Origin of the sequence: Cryobacterium zongtaii (genome assembly GCF_002909375.1) — a bacterium.
GTDB lineage: Bacteria > Actinomycetota > Actinomycetes > Actinomycetales > Microbacteriaceae > Cryobacterium > Cryobacterium zongtaii.
The window spans coordinates 1-16,502 of sequence record NZ_PPXD01000005.1 but is presented as its reverse complement, the minus strand read 5'-3'; the positions used below and the strand labels follow the sequence as shown (position 1 = coordinate 16,502).

Sequence of the window (16,502 nt, the reverse complement as noted above, 5' to 3'; positions counted from 1 at the left end):
ACAGGTCCCGGCCGCCGCAGTTCGTGCCGCGGCCGGGCACTAAACTTGGGTCTCGTGTCTGCCCCCACTGAAATTACCGAACCCGTCGTCACCGCGGCCGTCGACGCCGCCCTCGCGGCCATCGACGCCGCGACCGACTCCGTCGCCCTCAAGGCCGTGCGCTCGGCGCACGTCGGCGAGGCCTCGCCGCTGGCCGCGCTGAACGCCCTCATGCGCAGCGTGCCCGGCGACCAGAAGGCCGCCGCCGGGAAGCTCGTCGGCCAGGCCCGCGCCCGGGTGAACCAGGCGCTGGGCGCCCGCGAAGCCGCCATCGTCGAAGCCGAGGCCACCGCCCAGCTCGCCGCTGAAGCCGTGGACGTCACCGCTGCCGCCTCCACTTGGCGGGCCGGCGCGCGCCATCCGCTCACCCTGCTGCAGGAACGCGTCTCTGACGTGTTCGTGGGCATGGGCTGGGAGGTCGCCGAAGGACCAGAGCTCGAGAGCGAGTGGTTCAACTTCGACGCGCTCAACTTCGACGAGGACCACCCGGCCCGCGCCATGCAGGACACCTTCTTCATCGACCCGCCCGAGGCGCACCTGGTTCTGCGCACCCACACCTCGCCCGTGCAGCTGCGCGCCCTGCTCGGCACCGAGCCGCCCGTGTACCGCATCGCGCCCGGCCGGGTCTACCGCACCGACGAGCTCGACGCGACCCACACTCCGGTGTTCCACCAGATCGAGGGCATCGCCGTGGACAAGGGCCTCACCATGGCGCACCTGCGCGGCACCCTCGACCACTTCGTCAAGGCCCTGTTCGGCGACGAAGCCAAGGTGCGCCTGCGCCCCAACTACTTCCCGTTCACCGAGCCGAGCGCCGAGCTCGACCTCTGGCACCCCACCTTCAAGGACGGTGCCCGCTGGATCGAGTGGGGCGGCTGCGGCATGGTCAACGCCAATGTGCTGCGCTCCGCGGGCCTGGACCCCGAGGTCTACTCCGGATTCGCGTTCGGCGTCGGCGTCGAACGAGCACTGATGTTCCGCAACGATGTGAAGGATATGCACGACATGGTCGAAGGCGACGTTCGGTTCAGCCAGCAGTATGGGATGGCCGTCTGATGCGCGTTCCCCTGAGCTGGCTCGGCGAATTCGTCGACCTCGAACCCGGCACCACCCCCGAAGCCGTGCACGCCGCCCTGGTGAGCGTGGGCCTGGAAGAAGAAGATATCCACCGCTTCGAGCTGACCGGACCCATAGTGGTCGGCCAGGTTCTCGAGTTCGTCGGTGAGGTGCAGACCAACGGCAAGACCATCAACTGGTGCCAGGTGCGCGTCGCCGCGGACGGCGAACTCGCCGCCGACGGCGGCCCCGCCATTCACGGCATCGTCTGTGGCGCGCACAACTTCGTCGTCGGCGACAAGGTCGTCGTGACCCTGCCCGGCGCCGTGTTGCCCGGCCCGTTCCCGATCGCGCCGCGCAAGACCTACGGCCACGTCTCCGACGGCATGATCGCGTCGGCCCGTGAGCTCGGCCTCGGCGACGAGCACGCCGGCATCCTGGTGCTCGGCGACCTCGGGCTCGACCCCGAGGTAGGCACGGATGCGATCAGCCTGCTGGGCCTGGACGACTCCGCCGTGGAGATCAACGTCACCCCCGACCGCGGCTACGCCTTCTCGATCCGCGGAGTGGCTCGCGAGTACTCGCACGCCACCGGAGCGACCTTCCGCGACCCGGCCCTGGCCGTCACCGCGACAGCGTCCACCGAGGTCTTCCCGGTCTCGATCGAGGACACCGCCCCGATCCGCGACCGCATCGGCGCGAGCGTCTTCGTCACCCGCGTCGTGCGCGGCGTCGACCCCACCCGGCCGTCGCCGGCCTGGCTAATCGCCCGGCTCAAGCTGGCCGGCATCCGCTCGATCTCGCTGATCGTGGACATCACCAACTACGTGATGATCGAACTCGGCCAGCCGATCCACGGCTACGACCTCGACAAGCTCACCGGCGGGCTCGTCGTGCGTCGCGCGCAGCCCGGCGAGAAGCTCGTCACCCTCGACGACGTCACCCGCACCCTCAACCCCGAAGACCTGCTGATCACCGACGGTTCCGGCCCCATCGGCCTGGCCGGCGTGATGGGCGGAGCGACCACCGAGATCGGCGACGGCACCACCAATGTACTCATCGAGGCCGCGAACTTCGACCCGGTGTCGATCGCGCGCACCGCCCGCCGGCACAAGTTGCCCAGCGAAGCGTCCCGCCGGTTCGAACGTGGGGTCGACCCCGAGGTCGCCGCAGTGGCCGCCGCCCGCGTGGTGCAGCTGCTCGAGGAGCTCGCCGGGGGAGTGGCCGACGGACTCGGCTCGCTGCACGACGCCACCCCGGAGCGTGCCCCGATCGACCTGCCCACCGGCTTCGTCTCCGGCCTGATCGGCTTGGAGTACACCCGCGAGGAGGTGCGCACCTCGCTGGCCGAGATCGGCGCCTCGATGACCGAGACCGCGACCGGCCTGGCCGTGACCGCGCCGAGTTGGCGTCCGGACCTCACCGACAAGTGGACCCTCGCCGAGGAGGTCGCTCGCATCGTCGGATACGACCGCATCCCGTCTGTGCTGCCCATCGCCCCGCCCGGCCGCGGCCTCACCCGCACCCAGCAGCTCAAGCGCTCGGTCGCCACGGTGCTCGCCGCCACCGGCCACACCGAGGTGCTGGCCTACCCGTTCGTCGCCGAGAAGGCGAACAACCTGTTCGGCGACCCCGCCAGCAGCACGGTTCCGCAGATCAAGGTCGCCAACCCGCTCGACGGCGAGGCCCCGTTCATGCGCACCTCGATGCTGCCCGGCCTGCTGCAGATCGCACACCGCAACCTGTCCCGCGGCTCGACCGACCTGGCGATCTTCGAGCTCGGCTCGGTCTTCCGCCCGGTCGAGGGCGTCAGCTACGGCAGCGCCGTCGTGCCGCCGGCCGCGGTGCGTCCCAGCGCCGAACTCGAGGCGAAACTGAACGCCGGCATCCCGCCGCAGCCGTTCACCGCCGGCATCGTGCTGCTCGGCAACACCGTGCGCCACCAGCCCGGCCAGGCACCCATCGCCGCATCCTGGCAGGACGCCCTCACCGCCGTCGCGCAGATCGGCCTCGCCGTCGGCCTGCCGATCCTCGTGCGCCAGGGCGCCCACAAGGCGATGCACCCCGGCCGCACCGCCGAGCTGTTCGTGGGCACGGATGCCGGCGAGCTGTCGGTGGGCTTCGCGGGCGAACTGCTGCCCGCCGTGGCCCGCGGCGCCGACCTGCCCGCCGTGGTCGCGGTCGTCGAGCTGAACCTGTCCGCGGTCTTCGCCCAGGTCACCGGGGAGCTGCAGGCCACCGTGATCGGCACCAAGCCCGCCGCCACCCAGGACCTCTCGCTCGTGGTGGGTGTGCAGGTTCCGGCCAGCGACGTGCTCACGGCCGTGCGCGAGGGCAGCGGCACGTTGCTGGAAAGCATCGAGCTGGTCGACGACTACCGCGGAACGGGCATCGAGGCCGGGCAGAAGTCGCTCACCTTCGCGCTGCGGTTCCGGGCGCCGGACCGCACCCTCACCGCCGCAGAGGCCAGCGACGCGAAGCTGGCCGGCGTGCAGCTCGCCGCCGCCCGCTACGGAGCGCACCTACGCGAGTAGATTCGACGCGGCCCTGCCCCGGCCTCCTGTCGCCCAACCGGGTTGACCTGGCCGGTCAGGGTCGCGGTACGTGTTGACCATCGTGGCAAGTCTTGGGCGCGGCGGCACGTGTTGTTGCGGGTGCCGCGGGGCCTGGCGCGTGCCGCCGGAGGTTAGCGCGCCGCGGGAGGTTAGCGTGCCGCCGGAGCTTGCGCGGTCGGTCAGGGTCGCGGCACGTGTTGAGAGTCGTGGCATGTCTTGGGCGCGGCGGCACGTGTTGTTGCGGGTGCCGCGGGGCCTGGCGCGTGCCGCCGGCACCGACGCGTGCCGTGGGGGCTACCGCGTGCCGTGGGGGCTACCGCGTGCCTTGGGGGCGACCGCGTGCCGCGGGGACTTGCGCGTGCCGCGACGGCTTCATCGGGCAATGCGCGATTGTCGGGCTGTGCTGGCGTCCGGGTAGGTTTGGTCCATGGTCTTTTCGGTAGCGGTTGCGGGCGCCAGCGGGTATGCGGGCGGTGAGCTGCTGCGTTTGCTGGCCGCTCACCCCGATTTCGAGGTGCGCACGGTCACCGCGCACAGCAACTCCGGCCAGCGCCTGGTCGACGTGCAACCACACCTGCGCTCACTGTCCCACCTCGTGCTGGCGGACACGGATGCGACCACCCTGGCCGGCCACGACGTCGTCTTCCTCGCCCTCCCGCACGGCGCATCCGGGGCACTGACCGCCCAACTGAGTGCCGACACCCTCGTGGTGGACTGCGGCGCGGACCACCGTCTCGAGAGTGAGGCCGACTGGTCCGCGTTCTACGGCGGCGACTACTTCGGCGCCTGGGCATACGGTGTGCCCGAACTGCCCGTCGCCGGCGGCCGGCAACGTGACCGGCTGATCGGCGCCCGCCGCATCGCCGCGCCCGGCTGCAATGCCAGCACGGTCGCGCTCGCCCTGGCCCCCGGCATCCTCGCGGGCGTGATCGAACCGGCCGACATCGTCGCCGTGCTCGCCGTCGGCCCCTCCGGCGCCGGCAAGAGCCTCAAGGTGCCCAACCTCGCCGCCGAGATCCTCGGCTCCGCCAACCCCTATGCCGTCGGCGGCAGCCACCGGCACATCCCCGAGATCCAGCAGAGCCTGCGTTGGGCCGGCGCGACCGGGCCCACCGTGTCGTTCACCCCGGTGATCGTGCCGATGTCGCGCGGCATCCTCGCCACCTCGACGGCCCGACTGGTACCCGGCACCAGCGCCGCCGCCGTGCGCCACGCCTGGGAATCCCTCTACGCCGACGAACCGTTCGTGCACGTCCTGCCGACCGGCCAGTTCCCGCGTACCGCCGACGTTCTCGGCGCCAACACCGCGCTCATCGGCCTCGCGATCGACGAAGCCGCCGGCCGGGTGGTCACGGTCACCGCCGTCGACAACCTCGTCAAGGGCACCGCCGGCGCCGCCATCCAGTCCGCCAACATTGCCCTCGGGCTGCCCGAAACCCGGGGTCTCAGCACGAATGGAGTTGCCCCGTGAGCGTCACCGCCCCCGCCGGATTCGCCGCCGCCGGCGTCACCGCCGGCCTCAAGAAGTCCGGTGGCCTCGACCTGGCCATCGTCGCCAACCTCGGCCCGCTCGCCAACGCCGCGACGGTGTTCACCAGCAACCGGTGCAAGGCCAACCCGATCATCTGGAGCCAGCAGGTGATGAGCGACGGCCGCGTCAGCGCCATCGTCCTGAACTCCGGCGGCGCCAACTGCTACACCGGCAGCATCGGCTTCCAGACCACCCACGCCACGGCCGAGGCCGTCGCCGAACAGCTCCAGGTCTCCTCCGGCGACGTACTGGTCTGTTCCACCGGCCTGATCGGGGAGCAGCTCGACCTCGGCAAGATCACCGCGGGCGTCTTCGACGCCGGCGTGGCCCTCAAGGACGCCGCCGCATCATCCGCCGCCGCCGGCCTCGCCGCCGCGCAGGCGATCATGACCACCGACACCCGGCCCAAGCAGGCCACCCAGGTGTCCCCGGCCGGCTGGACCATCGGCGGGATGGCCAAGGGCGCCGGGATGCTCGCCCCCGGCCTGGCCACCATGCTCGTCGTGATCACCACCGACGCCGTCCTGTCCTCCGCACAGCTGGATGCCGCGTTGCGGGAAGCCACCAGGGTCACCTTCGACAGGCTCGACTCCGACGGCTGCATGTCCACCAACGACACCGTCAGCCTGCTGGCCTCCGGCGCCAGCGGCGTCGACGCGGACCCCGAAGAATTCACCACCGCGCTCACCAACCTGTGCCGCGACCTGACCCTGCAGCTTCAGGGCGACGCCGAGGGCGCCTCGCACGATGTGGCCATCTCGGTGCGTAACTCCGCGTCCGAAACCGAGGCCGTCACGGTGGCCCGCGCCGTGTCGCGCAGCAATCTGTTCAAGGCCGCGATCTACGGCAACGACCCCAACTGGGGCCGGGTGCTCGCCGCGGTGGGCACCATCCCCGAGGCCGACGCGGCATTCGACCCGTATGGCATCGATGTGGCCATCAACGGCATCCAGGTCTGCACGGCGGGGGAGCCTGACCAGCCGCGCGAGCTGGTCGACCTCACCCCGCGCGCCGTTTCGGTGGTCATCGACCTGCACGCCGGCACCGTGGGCGCCACGATCTGGACCAACGACCTCACCCACGACTACGTCGAAGAGAACAGCGCGTACTCCAGCTGATGAGCACCGAGCCGATGAGCACCGCCACTCCCGCCGCGCCGCCGCAGGTTCCCACCCTCGACGACGTCGACAACACCCCCGCGGAGGCGAAGGTCAAGGCCGCCACGCTGATCGAGGCTCTGCCCTGGCTGAAGAAGTTCCACGACCAGATCATCGTCGTCAAGTTCGGCGGCAACGCCATGGTCAGCGAGGAACTGCAGCGCGCGTTTGCCGAGGACATGGTGTACCTCCGCTACGCGGGCATCCGCCCCGTCGTGGTGCACGGCGGCGGCCCGCAGATCTCCGCGATGCTCGCCCGCCTCGGTATCGAGAGCGAATTCCGCGGTGGCTACAGGGTCACCACCCCCGAGGCCATGGACGTGGTGCGGATGGTGCTCACCGGACAGATCAACCGCGACCTGGTCAGCCACATCAACGCGCACGGCCCCCTCGCCGCCGGCCTCAGCGGCGAAGACGCCGGCCTGTTCCGCGGACGCCGCCGCGGTGTCGTCATCGACGGCGAAGAGGTGGACCTCGGCCTGGTCGGTGACGTGATCGGCGTCGATCCCGAGGCCGTGCACGCGCAGCTGAGCGCCGGCCGGATCCCGGTGGTCTCGTCGATCGCGCCGGACGTCGAGGTGCCGGGCCAGTCGCTCAACGTCAACGCGGATGCCGCCGCCGCGGCCCTCGCCGTGTCTTTGAACGCCGCCAAGCTCGTGATCCTCACCGACGTGGCCGGCCTGTACAGCGACTGGCCCAACCGCGACTCTCTCGTGTCGGTCATCGACGTCGATGCGCTCCGCACCCTGCTTCCCGATCTCGAATCGGGAATGATCCCCAAGATGACAGCCTGCCTGGACGCCGTCGAGGGCGGCGTCGCCAAAGCGGCGATCATCGATGGTCGAGTGCCGCACTCGATCCTGGTCGAAATCTTCACCGGAAGCGGTATCGGTACTGAGGTGGTTCCCGCATGACCCTGCACGAACGCTACGCAGACGCAATGATGAAAACCCTGTCGCCCCCGCTGGCCGTGCTGGTGCGCGGTGAGGGCTGCTACGTCTGGGACGAGAACGGCACCAAATACCTCGACTTCCTGGCCGGCATCGCCGTCAACTCCCTCGGCCACGCCCACCCCGACATGGTCGCCGCCGCCCAGCAGCAGATCGGCACCCTCGCGCACATCTCCAACTACTTCGCCTCGCCGTCGCAGATCGAGCTGGCCGAACGGCTCAAACGCCTCACCGGTGCGGGCGACGCCGGCCGGGTCTATTTCTGCAATTCCGGTGCCGAGGCCAATGAGGCCGCGTTCAAGCTCGCCAGGCTGAACACCGCCGGCGGTCGCCGCAGCCGGATCCTCGCGCTGAACGACTCGTTCCACGGCCGCACCATGGGCGCGCTCGCCCTCACCGGCAAGCCGCTGATGCGCGCCCCGTTCGAACCCGTTCCCGGTGGCGTGCAGCACATCGAGACCAGCATCGCCGCCCTCGAGCGTGAACTGGACGACACCGTCGCCGCACTGTTCCTCGAACCCGTCAAGGGTGAGGCCGGCGTCATCGACCTGCCGGAGGGCTACCTGCGCCGCGCCCGCGAGCTCTGCACCCAGCACGGCGTGCTGCTCATCATCGACGAGGTGCAGACCGGCGCCGGCCGCACGGGCAAGTGGTTCGCCTACGAACACTCCAACGTGCTGCCGGATGCCGTCACGGTCGCCAAGGGCATCGGTGGGGGAGTGCCGATCGGAGCGCTCGTCACCTTCGGCGACACCAGCGACCTGTTCCTCCGCGGCCAGCACGGCTCCACCTTCGGCGGCAACCCGTTCGTCACGGCCACTTCCAATGCGGTGTTGGGCGTCATCGAACGCGACGACCTCGTCGGCAACGCCGCCCGTCGCGGCGAGGAGATCCGTGAGCTCATCGTCGGCATGGATTCGCCCCTGATCAGTGAAGTGCGTGGCCGCGGGCTGCTGCTGGGCATCGGACTGAGCGAACCGGTGGCCCTCAAGTTGGCCGCCGCCGCGCTGGTTGAAGGCCTGATCGTGAACGCCGCGAACGAATTCAGCATCAGGATCGCACCGCCACTGATCGTCGGTGATGCCGAGCTGGCCGACTTCGACGAGCGTTTTCGGGCGGCCCTGGCCCGTGTGACCAGTTCGGGTCTCGTGCCCGCCACTAGGTAACCCGCCACGAGATAAGGTGGAGGAATCCCGCATTACACCTCAGAATTCAGCGAAAGTGACCCCGTGACCCGCCATTTCTTGCGCGACGACGACATTTCTCCGGCCGAACAGGCCGAGATCCTCGATCTGGCCCTGGAACTGAAGCGAGACCGATTCTCGGTCCAGCCGCTGGCCGGACCGAAAACTGTCGCCGTGATCTTCGACAAGTCCTCCACCCGCACCCGGGTCTCGTTCGCCGTCGGCATCGCCGACCTCGGCGGCAGCCCGTTGATCATCAGCACCGCGAGCAGCCAGCTCGGCGGCAAGGAAACCGCCGCTGACACCGCCCGGGTGCTCGAGCGTCAGGTCGCCGCGATCGTGTGGCGCACCTACGGCCAGGCCGGCCTTGAAGAGATGGCCCTGAACACCACGGTGCCCGTGGTCAATGCGCTCTCCGACGACTTCCACCCCTGCCAGTTGCTCGCGGACCTGCTCACCATCCGGGAGCACCGCGGCGACCTCGCCGGTCAGACCCTGACCTTCCTCGGCGACGGCGCCTGCAACATGGCGCAGTCCTACCTGCTCGCCGGGGCGACCGCCGGCATGCACGTGCGCATCGCCTCACCGGCCGGGTACACACCCCACCCGCAGGTCGTTGCCGACGCGGAGGCCATCGCCGCCCAGACCGGCGGTTCCGTGGCCCTGTTCACCGACCCGGCCGCGGCCGTTGCCGGCGTTGATGTCGTCATCACCGACACCTGGGTGTCGATGGGCAAGGAAGAGGAAAAGGCCATCCGGCTCGGCTCCCTCGGCAGCTACCGCGTCGACGCCGACCTGATGGCCCTGGCCAAACCCGACGCGCACTTCATGCACTGCCTGCCGGCCGACCGTGGTTACGAAGTCACGGCCGACGTCATCGACGGTCCTCAGAGCATCATCTGGGACGAGGCGGAAAACCGCCTGCACGCCCAGAAGGCGCTGCTCGTCTGGCTGCTCGCGCACAACGCGCGCTAACCGCCTGCTCGCACGCACCACCAATAAACTTGAATCACGCAAAACTTATGAAGGAGAACCATGGCTGAGCGGGTTGTACTGGCATATTCCGGGGGCCTTGACACCTCGGTGGGCATCGGCTGGCTGAAGGACGCCACCGGCAAAGAGGTCGTCGCACTGGCTGTCGACGTCGGACAAGAGGGCGAGGACATGGATGTCATCCGACAGCGCGCCCTCGACTGCGGCGCCGTGGAGTCGATCGTCGTCGATGCCAAGGACGAATTCGCCAACGACTACATCGTCCCGGCGCTCAAGGCCAATGCGCTGTACCAGAAGCGGTACCCGCTGGTCTCCGCGATCAGCCGCCCGCTGATCGCCAAGCACCTCGCCGCCACCGCCCGCGCCCTCGGCGCCGACAGTGTCGCGCACGGCTGCACCGGCAAGGGCAACGACCAGGTGCGCTTCGAAGCCGCCGTCACCGCCCTGGCCCCCGAGCTCACCTCGCTCGCTCCGGTGCGCGACTTCGCGCTGACCCGCGACAAAGCCATCGAGTACGCCGCGCTGCACAACCTGCCGATCGCGCAGTCGAAGAAGAGCCCGTACTCCATCGACCAGAACGTCTGGGGTCGCGCCGTCGAGACCGGCTTCCTGGAAGACCCGTGGAACGCGCCGATCGAGGACCTCTACACCTACACGCAGGACCCGTCCATCCCGCGCGAGGCCACCGAGGTCATCATCACCTTCGACCAGGGTGTTCCCGTTGCCGTTGACGGCAAGCCGGTCACCCCGCTCGAGGCCGTGGTGCTGCTGAACAAGCTCGCCGGCGACCAGGGTGTCGGCCGCATCGACATCGTCGAAGACCGTCTCGTGGGCATCAAGAGCCGCGAGGTCTACGAGTCCCCGGCCGGAATCGCCCTGATCACGGCGCACGAAGAGCTCGAGAACGTCACCGTCGAGCGCGACGTTGCCCGCTACAAGCGCGGCGTCGAAGCCAAGTGGAGCGAGCTCGTCTACGACGGCCTCTGGTTCTCCGGCCTGAAGAAGTCGCTGGACGCCTTCATCGACGACACCCAGAAGTACGTCTCCGGCGACATCCGGATGACGCTGCACGCCGGCACCGCCGTGGTCACCGGGCGTCAGAGCAAGCAGAGCCTGTACGACTTCGACCTGGCCACCTACGACACCGGCGACTCGTTCGACCAGTCGATGGCCAAGGGCTTCATCGAGCTGTGGAGCCTGCCGAGCAAGATCGCGGCCCGCCGCGACCAGGCCGCGAAGTAGGTCCCGGCATGACCGGCGACACGAGCATCAACCGTGCGGGTGAGGCGGGCGCCCTCTGGGGCGGCCGCTTCGCCGGCGGACCGTCGCCGGAGTTGGCGCGCTTGAGCAAATCCACCCATTTCGACTGGCAGCTGGCCGGGTACGACATCCGCGGGTCGCGCGCCCACGCGCGTGCCCTGGCCGCTGCCGGCTACCTCACCGAGGACGAACTGGCCGGCATGCTCGCCGGCCTGGACACCCTCGATGAGGCCGTCAACGATGGCCGGTTCCAGCCGGCCCCGACCGACGAAGACGTGCACTCGGCGCTGGAGCGCGGGCTGATCGACATCGTCGGCACCGAACTCGGCGGCAAGCTGCGCGCCGGCCGCAGCCGCAACGACCAGGTCGCCACCCTGGTGCGGATGCTGCTGCGCGACCACGCCGCCGTCATCGCCCGGCTCGTTGTTGACCTCATCGACGCCCTCGCCGCGCAGGCCGAGGCGAACGAGACCGCCATCATGCCCGGCCGCACCCACCTGCAGCACGCGCAACCGGTGCTGCTGGCCCACCACCTTTTCGCGCACTGCTGGCCGCTGGTGCGCGACCTCGAACGGTTCACCGACTGGAACAAGCGGGCGAATTTCTCCCCGTACGGCTCCGGCGCGCTGGCTGGCAACACCCTCGGCCTCGACGCGACCCTCATCGCCACCGAACTCGGGTTCGGCGCCGTCGTGGAGAACTCCATCGACGGCACCGCCAGCCGCGACCTGGTGGCCGAATTCGCCTACATCACGGCGCAGATCGGCATCGACCTGTCCCGCCTGGCCGAGGAGATCATCCTCTGGAACACCCGCGAGTTCGGTTTCGTCACCCTGCACGACTCGTACTCCACGGGGTCGTCGATCATGCCGCAGAAGAAGAACCCCGACATCGCCGAGCTCGCGCGCGGCAAGTCCGGTCGGCTGATCGGCAACCTCACCGGGCTGCTCACCACTCTCAAGGGCCTGCCGCTGGCGTACAACCGCGACCTGCAGGAGGACAAGGAGCCGGTTTTCGATTCCATCGAAACCCTCGAGGTGCTGCTGCCCGCGTTCACGGGCATGATCGCCACGATTACCTTCCACACCGAGCGCATGGCCGAGTTGGCGCCGCAGGGCTTCTCGCTGGCCACGGATGTTGCGGAGTGGCTGGTGAAACGGCACGTCAGCTTCCGGGACGCGCACGAGATCACCGGCACCCTGGTGAAGGTCGCCGAGGCCCAGGGCCTCGACCTGCACGAGATCGACGACGCCGGGCTCGCGGAGATCTCGCCGCATCTCGTTCCCGAGGTGCGCGAGGTGCTCACCATCCAGGGCTCGGTCAACCGCCGAGACGGCCAGGCCGGCACCGCGCCCGTGCGGGTCGCCGAGCAGCGCGCCGCCCTGGTGGCCCGGGTGCATTCCCTGGCCACGGCGTTGGCTCGCTGAGCCGTACCGCTGAGCACCGGCACGCCCTGACGAAAACGCTGCGGATGACCGTCGACCGTGACCTGTTCTCCCGGGGCGCGGTCGACGTGGCTCCGCTGCTGCTGGGCGGCCTGCTCCGGCACGGCGACACCGTGCTGCGCATCACCGAGGTGGAGGCTTACCTGGCCGGAACGGACCCCGGCTCGCACGCCTTTCGTCGGCGCACCTCTCGAAACACCACCATGTTCGGGCCGCCGGGTCACCTGTACGCGTACTTCAGCTACGGCATGCACGTGTGCGCCAACATCGTCTGCTCTCCCGAGGGCGAGGCGTCGGCGGTGCTGCTGCGGGCCGGCGAGATCGTGGCGGGCCACGAGTCGGCTCGCGCCCGTCGCGGTCCGACGGTGGCTGTGCGGGACCTGGCGCGCGGTCCGGCCCGCCTCACCCAGGCGTTGGGAATCGGGCTGCACCAGGACGGTGCCGACCTCGGCGCCGAACCGTTCGAGCTGACCCTGGCCGAGGCGGCTCCGGCGGTGCAGACCGGCCCGCGGACCGGAGTGAGCGGCCCCGGCGGCGGCACCGAGTACGCCTGGCGGTTCTGGATTCCGGGGGACCGGACGGTGTCCGCGTACCGACGGCATCCGCACGCACCCCAATGACTCTCATACCTACCGGCCAGTTACTCTGGCTATCCCCAGAAAAGCGACACAGAAGGAAGCATCAATGCCCACACGTACCGCCCGCACAGCCTGGACCGGAACTCTCGACGACGGCGCAGGCCAGGTCGAACTGACGAGCTCGCAGCTCGGCACCCACGACGTGTCGTTCCCCCGGCGCGCCGCTGACGACGCCAATGGGATCACCAGCCCTGAGGAACTGCTCGGCGCCGCCCACTCCGCCTGCTACTCCATGCAGCTCTCCGCCGAACTGGCCGCCAGCGGCGGAACCATCGAGGCCCTGGACGTCTCCGCGGATGTCACCCTCGGTGCCGACCCCGCCGGTGGCTTTCGCCTCACCGGCATTCACCTCACCGTCTCCGGCGAGGTTTCCGGCATCGACAGTGAGACCTTCCTCGCCGCGGCGCAGGCCGCGAAGGAGAACTGCCCGGTCAGCAAGGCGCTCACCGGCGTGGAGATCACCCTCGAGGCGGTGCTCGAAGACTAAGCACCCCGCAACCAACAAGCCCGGCCCGCAGGATGATCCTGCGGGCCGGGCTTGTTTCCATGTGTGCGGGTGGCCGCAGCCGACGTCAGGACTGCGCGAGGCTCACAAGGATGGCGCAGGCGCACGCCCAGATGAGGCTGGCGAAGGTACCGATGATGAACCGTTCGCGCGCCTCAGAGGATGCCAGCTCGGTGAAACGGCCGACGCCCTTGATCGCGACGACAACGGCGAGGGCCTCGGGAAAGCCGGCCAGGATCGCGCCGGCGACGGCCAAACGCTCCAGGATGCCGATGGTGAGACCGCCGCGCAGCACCTCGTGCACCGCAGTCGACGGGACCGCATCGCCGACGGATGCCGTGTCGGCGGCGGGGGAGGACTCGGTGCCGACGAGGATGCCGCCGTGGCTGCCGGGCGCCACCGAGTTCTTCGTGGCCAGCTGCAGGGCCAGTACGGCGGCCGGACCGCCGCCGATCACGGCCAGCGCAAGCGCGGCCAGGCCGATGACCACCCCGAAGACCACCGGCGCCTCGCCGAGGGGGAGGGCGGCGAGCAGCAGGGCCCCGCCCAACGCCCCGGCCGACGCGATCGCGAACGGCTGCTTTCCCAGCCGGAAGGCGAGGACGGCCAGGATCAACGAGGCCATTGTGACCAGGAGCAGGAGCACCCAGTACAGGTACTGCACGACGTCGAGGGAAGTCAGGGCATTCATCGGCGGAGGCCATCCATTTCACTGGTGTCGCTGTCGTGGGTGTCGTTGTCGAGGGTGCCACTGGTGAGGGTGCCACTGTCAAGATTGTCTAGCAGCCTAACCAGTGCCGGGTGCGCGGCGCGCTCCACCTTCCACTGCGCGCTTTTCACCCGCTGGCTCACCGCGGCCGTGGAGATGCCGAGCCTGCGGGCGATGTCGGTCTGCGCGAGCCCGTTCTCGAGCAGGTCCACCGCCTCCCACCCCTCACCGCTGCGGCGCTGGCGCAGCAGGAGCAGCATCGTCACGAGTGCCTCCACTTCCGTGGCTGTCGAAGTTCCGGGCCGGTCTGCGGCGGGCGGGGTGTCCAGCGCGAAGCGGGCCTCGGCCCGTTTGGCCCGGGTCACCGCGGCCCTGGCGGCGATGAACGCGTCACCCGTGGCCTGCCGGGTGGTGGCCGGCAGCGGGTTACGCACCGGGCCGACGCCCACCCCGACGCTCCAGAATCCGGTGCGGTGCAGATCGAGCACAATAGCGAACGCGTCGGCGGCCGTGGCGACGAGGAGCTGGATCTCGTCGCCGGAGGTCTGGTCGGGGGGCAGCGTGAAAGCCTCGGCGTGGCGCTGCACCAGCTCGGCGATCATGTCGCTGGCGCGATCACGATCATGGCGGCTGTCGATTTGATCGGCGGTAATCACAAACATGGGTTAAGCCTCCGTCCTAATCACAGCCTAATCAAGCTTCAAGCGTTAATCCAGCTGTATTTAGCTTCAGGACTTGATATCCGGCCCGTGTCGGAGGTTGAATCCCGAGAACCCGGCCGCCTGCGCTGGTAATCTGGCTTCGTGTCAGACCCCAGCATCCTTGCTCAGCAAGCCAACGATCCCACCTTCGCCGACGTCTGGGAGGAAATCTCCTGGCGTGGCCTGGTCCACGTCTCCACCGACGAGTCGGCGCTGCGCGCCCTGCTCGCCGGAGACCCGATCACGTACTACTGCGGCTTCGACCCCACCGCGGCCAGCCTGCACCTCGGCAACCTGGTTCAACTCCTGCTGATGCGTCGGCTGCAGCTAGCCGGCCACCGGCCGCTTGGGCTCGTCGGCGGGTCCACCGGGCTCATCGGCGACCCGCGCCCCACGGCGGAGCGCACGCTGAACACTCCGGAGGTCGTCAACGAGTGGGTCGGCTACCTGCAGGCTCAGGTCACCCGCTTCCTCAGCGCCGAGGGCGACAACGCCGTCACCCTGGTGAACAACCTCGACTGGACGGCGCCGCTGTCGGCGATCGACTTCCTGCGCGACATCGGCAAGTACTACCGGGTGGGCACCATGCTCAAGAAGGATGCGGTGAGCGCCCGGCTCAATTCCGACGCGGGCATCAGCTACACCGAGTTCAGCTACCAGGTGCTGCAGGGCATGGACTTCCTCGAGCTCTACCGCAGCCACGGCTGTGTGCTGCAGACCGGGGGCAGCGACCAGTGGGGCAACCTCACCAGCGGCACCGACCTCATCCACCGCGCGGAGGGCACGAGCGTGCACGCGATCGGCACCCCGCTGATCACGAACACCGACGGAACCAAGTTCGGCAAGAGCGAGGGGAACGCGGTATGGCTGGATCCCACTCTCACGAGCCCGTACGCGATGTACCAGTTCTGGCTGAACACCGACGACGCCGACGTCATCGCCCGGCTCAAGATCTTCACGTTCCTCACTCGCGTGCAGATCGATGCGCTCGAGGAGCTGGTGGCCACCGAGCCGTTCAAGCGCGAAGCCCAGCGCACCCTCGCCTACGAGGTGACCAGCCTGGTGCACGGTGTCTCGGCGACGGATGCGGCTATTCGGGCCACGCAGGCCCTCTTCGGTCAGGGCGAGCTCGCCGATCTTGATGCCGAAACCCTCGAGTCGGCGCTTCGGGCACTGCCGAACACCACGACGTTCCCGCAGGCGCAGGTGATGCAGCTACTCGTGGACACCGGACTGACCAAGAGCCTGGGTGAAGCCCGCCGCGCGATCGGCCAGGGCGGCGTTTACCTGAACAACGTGAAGGTCACCGATGAGACGGCCACCGTTGAGGGATCGGTCCTGCCCGGGGGAGTGGCCGTGCTCCGTCGTGGCAAGAAGACCCTCGCCGGCGTTTTCGTCGAATAGACCCCGCCCGCCCGCTGTGTGACCGGCAGGTTACGGCCGCATTGCGGGCGGGTGTCTATCTGCGACACGCCCGGGATGCTCCCGGGATTGCGGGGCATTCGGAACCCGCGTAATGTCATCTCTTGTCACCCCACAGGTGCGGAAAGCCGAAGAGCTTCCCGGCCTCAAGCGGGACCACTTCCAAGTGTTGGCAGCGAATTCATTCGAACTGCCGGGCTTGACGGAAACAGAACAACATCGAAGTGCCTCAGTGCAAAGGTCAATTGGCCGGCGGCTGGGTGCGTCCGATCCTTGAGAACTCAACAGCGTGCACAATGTCAAATGCCAAAAACCTCGGTCGTAGGGTCCCTTTCTAGGGGATACCGCGACAGAGAT

The 16,502-nt window shown here is 69.1% G+C and carries 14 protein-coding genes; 12 read left to right on the top strand and 2 right to left on the bottom strand.

Translation table 11 applies throughout. The annotated features are described in order from the left end of the window. Positions 1-54 precede the first annotated feature (54 nt). The 11 genes from pheS to C3B61_RS02285 all read left to right on the top strand — a co-directional run bounded on the left by pheS (position 55) and on the right by C3B61_RS02285 (position 13,295). Complete coding sequence (gene pheS, locus C3B61_RS02335) at positions 55-1,095, top strand: phenylalanine--tRNA ligase subunit alpha (protein WP_103459416.1); 1,041 nt, start codon at positions 55-57, stop codon at positions 1,093-1,095. Then, positions 1,095-3,629, top strand: a complete 2,535-nt coding sequence (pheT, locus tag C3B61_RS02330; protein ID WP_103459415.1) for a phenylalanine--tRNA ligase subunit beta — start codon at positions 1,095-1,097, stop codon at positions 3,627-3,629. The genes pheS and pheT overlap by 1 nt, the downstream gene beginning before the upstream one ends. 448 nt (positions 3,630-4,077) lie before the next feature. Continuing rightward, positions 4,078-5,121, top strand: a complete 1,044-nt coding sequence (argC, locus tag C3B61_RS02325) for an N-acetyl-gamma-glutamyl-phosphate reductase (RefSeq protein WP_103459414.1) — start codon at positions 4,078-4,080, stop codon at positions 5,119-5,121. Then, positions 5,118-6,299 carry a bifunctional glutamate N-acetyltransferase/amino-acid acetyltransferase ArgJ gene (gene argJ / locus C3B61_RS02320; protein ID WP_103459413.1) on the top strand — a complete coding sequence of 394 codons (1,182 nt, stop codon included), beginning with the start codon at positions 5,118-5,120 and terminating at the stop codon, positions 6,297-6,299. Before argC ends, argJ begins: the two co-directional genes overlap by 4 nt. A 14-nt stretch (positions 6,300-6,313) precedes the next feature. Next, positions 6,314-7,252, top strand: a complete 939-nt coding sequence (argB, locus tag C3B61_RS02315; protein ID WP_103459640.1) for an acetylglutamate kinase — start codon at positions 6,314-6,316, stop codon at positions 7,250-7,252. Further along, positions 7,249-8,454: an acetylornithine transaminase gene (locus C3B61_RS02310; RefSeq protein ID WP_103459412.1), complete on the top strand. Its 1,206-nt coding sequence runs from the start codon at positions 7,249-7,251 to the stop codon at positions 8,452-8,454. The genes argB and C3B61_RS02310 overlap by 4 nt, the downstream gene beginning before the upstream one ends. Before the next feature lie 63 nt (positions 8,455-8,517). Continuing rightward, the gene (gene argF / locus C3B61_RS02305) at positions 8,518-9,447 is read left to right on the top strand and encodes an ornithine carbamoyltransferase (RefSeq protein ID WP_103459411.1); all 930 of its coding nucleotides are present in this window, start codon (positions 8,518-8,520) and stop codon (positions 9,445-9,447) included. A gap of 60 nt (positions 9,448-9,507) precedes the next feature. Further along, a complete protein-coding gene (locus C3B61_RS02300; protein WP_088455754.1) occupies positions 9,508-10,707 on the top strand; it encodes an argininosuccinate synthase in 1,200 nt (399 codons plus the stop codon). A gap of 8 nt (positions 10,708-10,715) precedes the next feature. Then, on the top strand, positions 10,716-12,152 hold the full coding sequence (argH, locus tag C3B61_RS02295) for an argininosuccinate lyase (protein WP_103459410.1): 1,437 nt from the start codon (positions 10,716-10,718) through the stop codon (positions 12,150-12,152). Positions 12,153-12,196: 44 nt separating this feature from the next. Further along, complete coding sequence (locus tag C3B61_RS02290) at positions 12,197-12,790, top strand: DNA-3-methyladenine glycosylase (RefSeq protein ID WP_103459409.1); 594 nt, start codon at positions 12,197-12,199, stop codon at positions 12,788-12,790. 64 nt (positions 12,791-12,854) lie between these two features. Next, on the top strand, positions 12,855-13,295 hold the full coding sequence (locus C3B61_RS02285; protein WP_103459408.1) for an OsmC family peroxiredoxin: 441 nt from the start codon (positions 12,855-12,857) through the stop codon (positions 13,293-13,295). Positions 13,296-13,380: 85 nt separating this feature from the next. On the opposite strand, the gene C3B61_RS02280 is transcribed toward C3B61_RS02285, so the two are convergent. Both C3B61_RS02280 and C3B61_RS02275 read right to left on the bottom strand, forming a co-directional pair. Continuing rightward, positions 13,381-14,004, bottom strand: a complete 624-nt coding sequence (locus tag C3B61_RS02280) for a hypothetical protein (RefSeq protein WP_088455758.1) — start codon at positions 14,002-14,004, stop codon at positions 13,381-13,383. Next, the gene (locus tag C3B61_RS02275; RefSeq protein WP_103459407.1) at positions 14,001-14,684 is read right to left on the bottom strand and encodes a DNA-binding protein; all 684 of its coding nucleotides are present in this window, start codon (positions 14,682-14,684) and stop codon (positions 14,001-14,003) included. Before C3B61_RS02275 ends, C3B61_RS02280 begins: the two co-directional genes overlap by 4 nt. A gap of 141 nt (positions 14,685-14,825) precedes the next feature. Here C3B61_RS02275 and tyrS point away from each other — a divergent pair, with 141 nt between their 5' ends. Further along, positions 14,826-16,127 (top strand): tyrosine--tRNA ligase, encoded by a 1,302-nt coding sequence (tyrS, locus tag C3B61_RS02270; protein ID WP_088455759.1) that lies wholly within the window; start codon positions 14,826-14,828, stop codon positions 16,125-16,127. Positions 16,128-16,502: the final 375 nt, after the last annotated feature.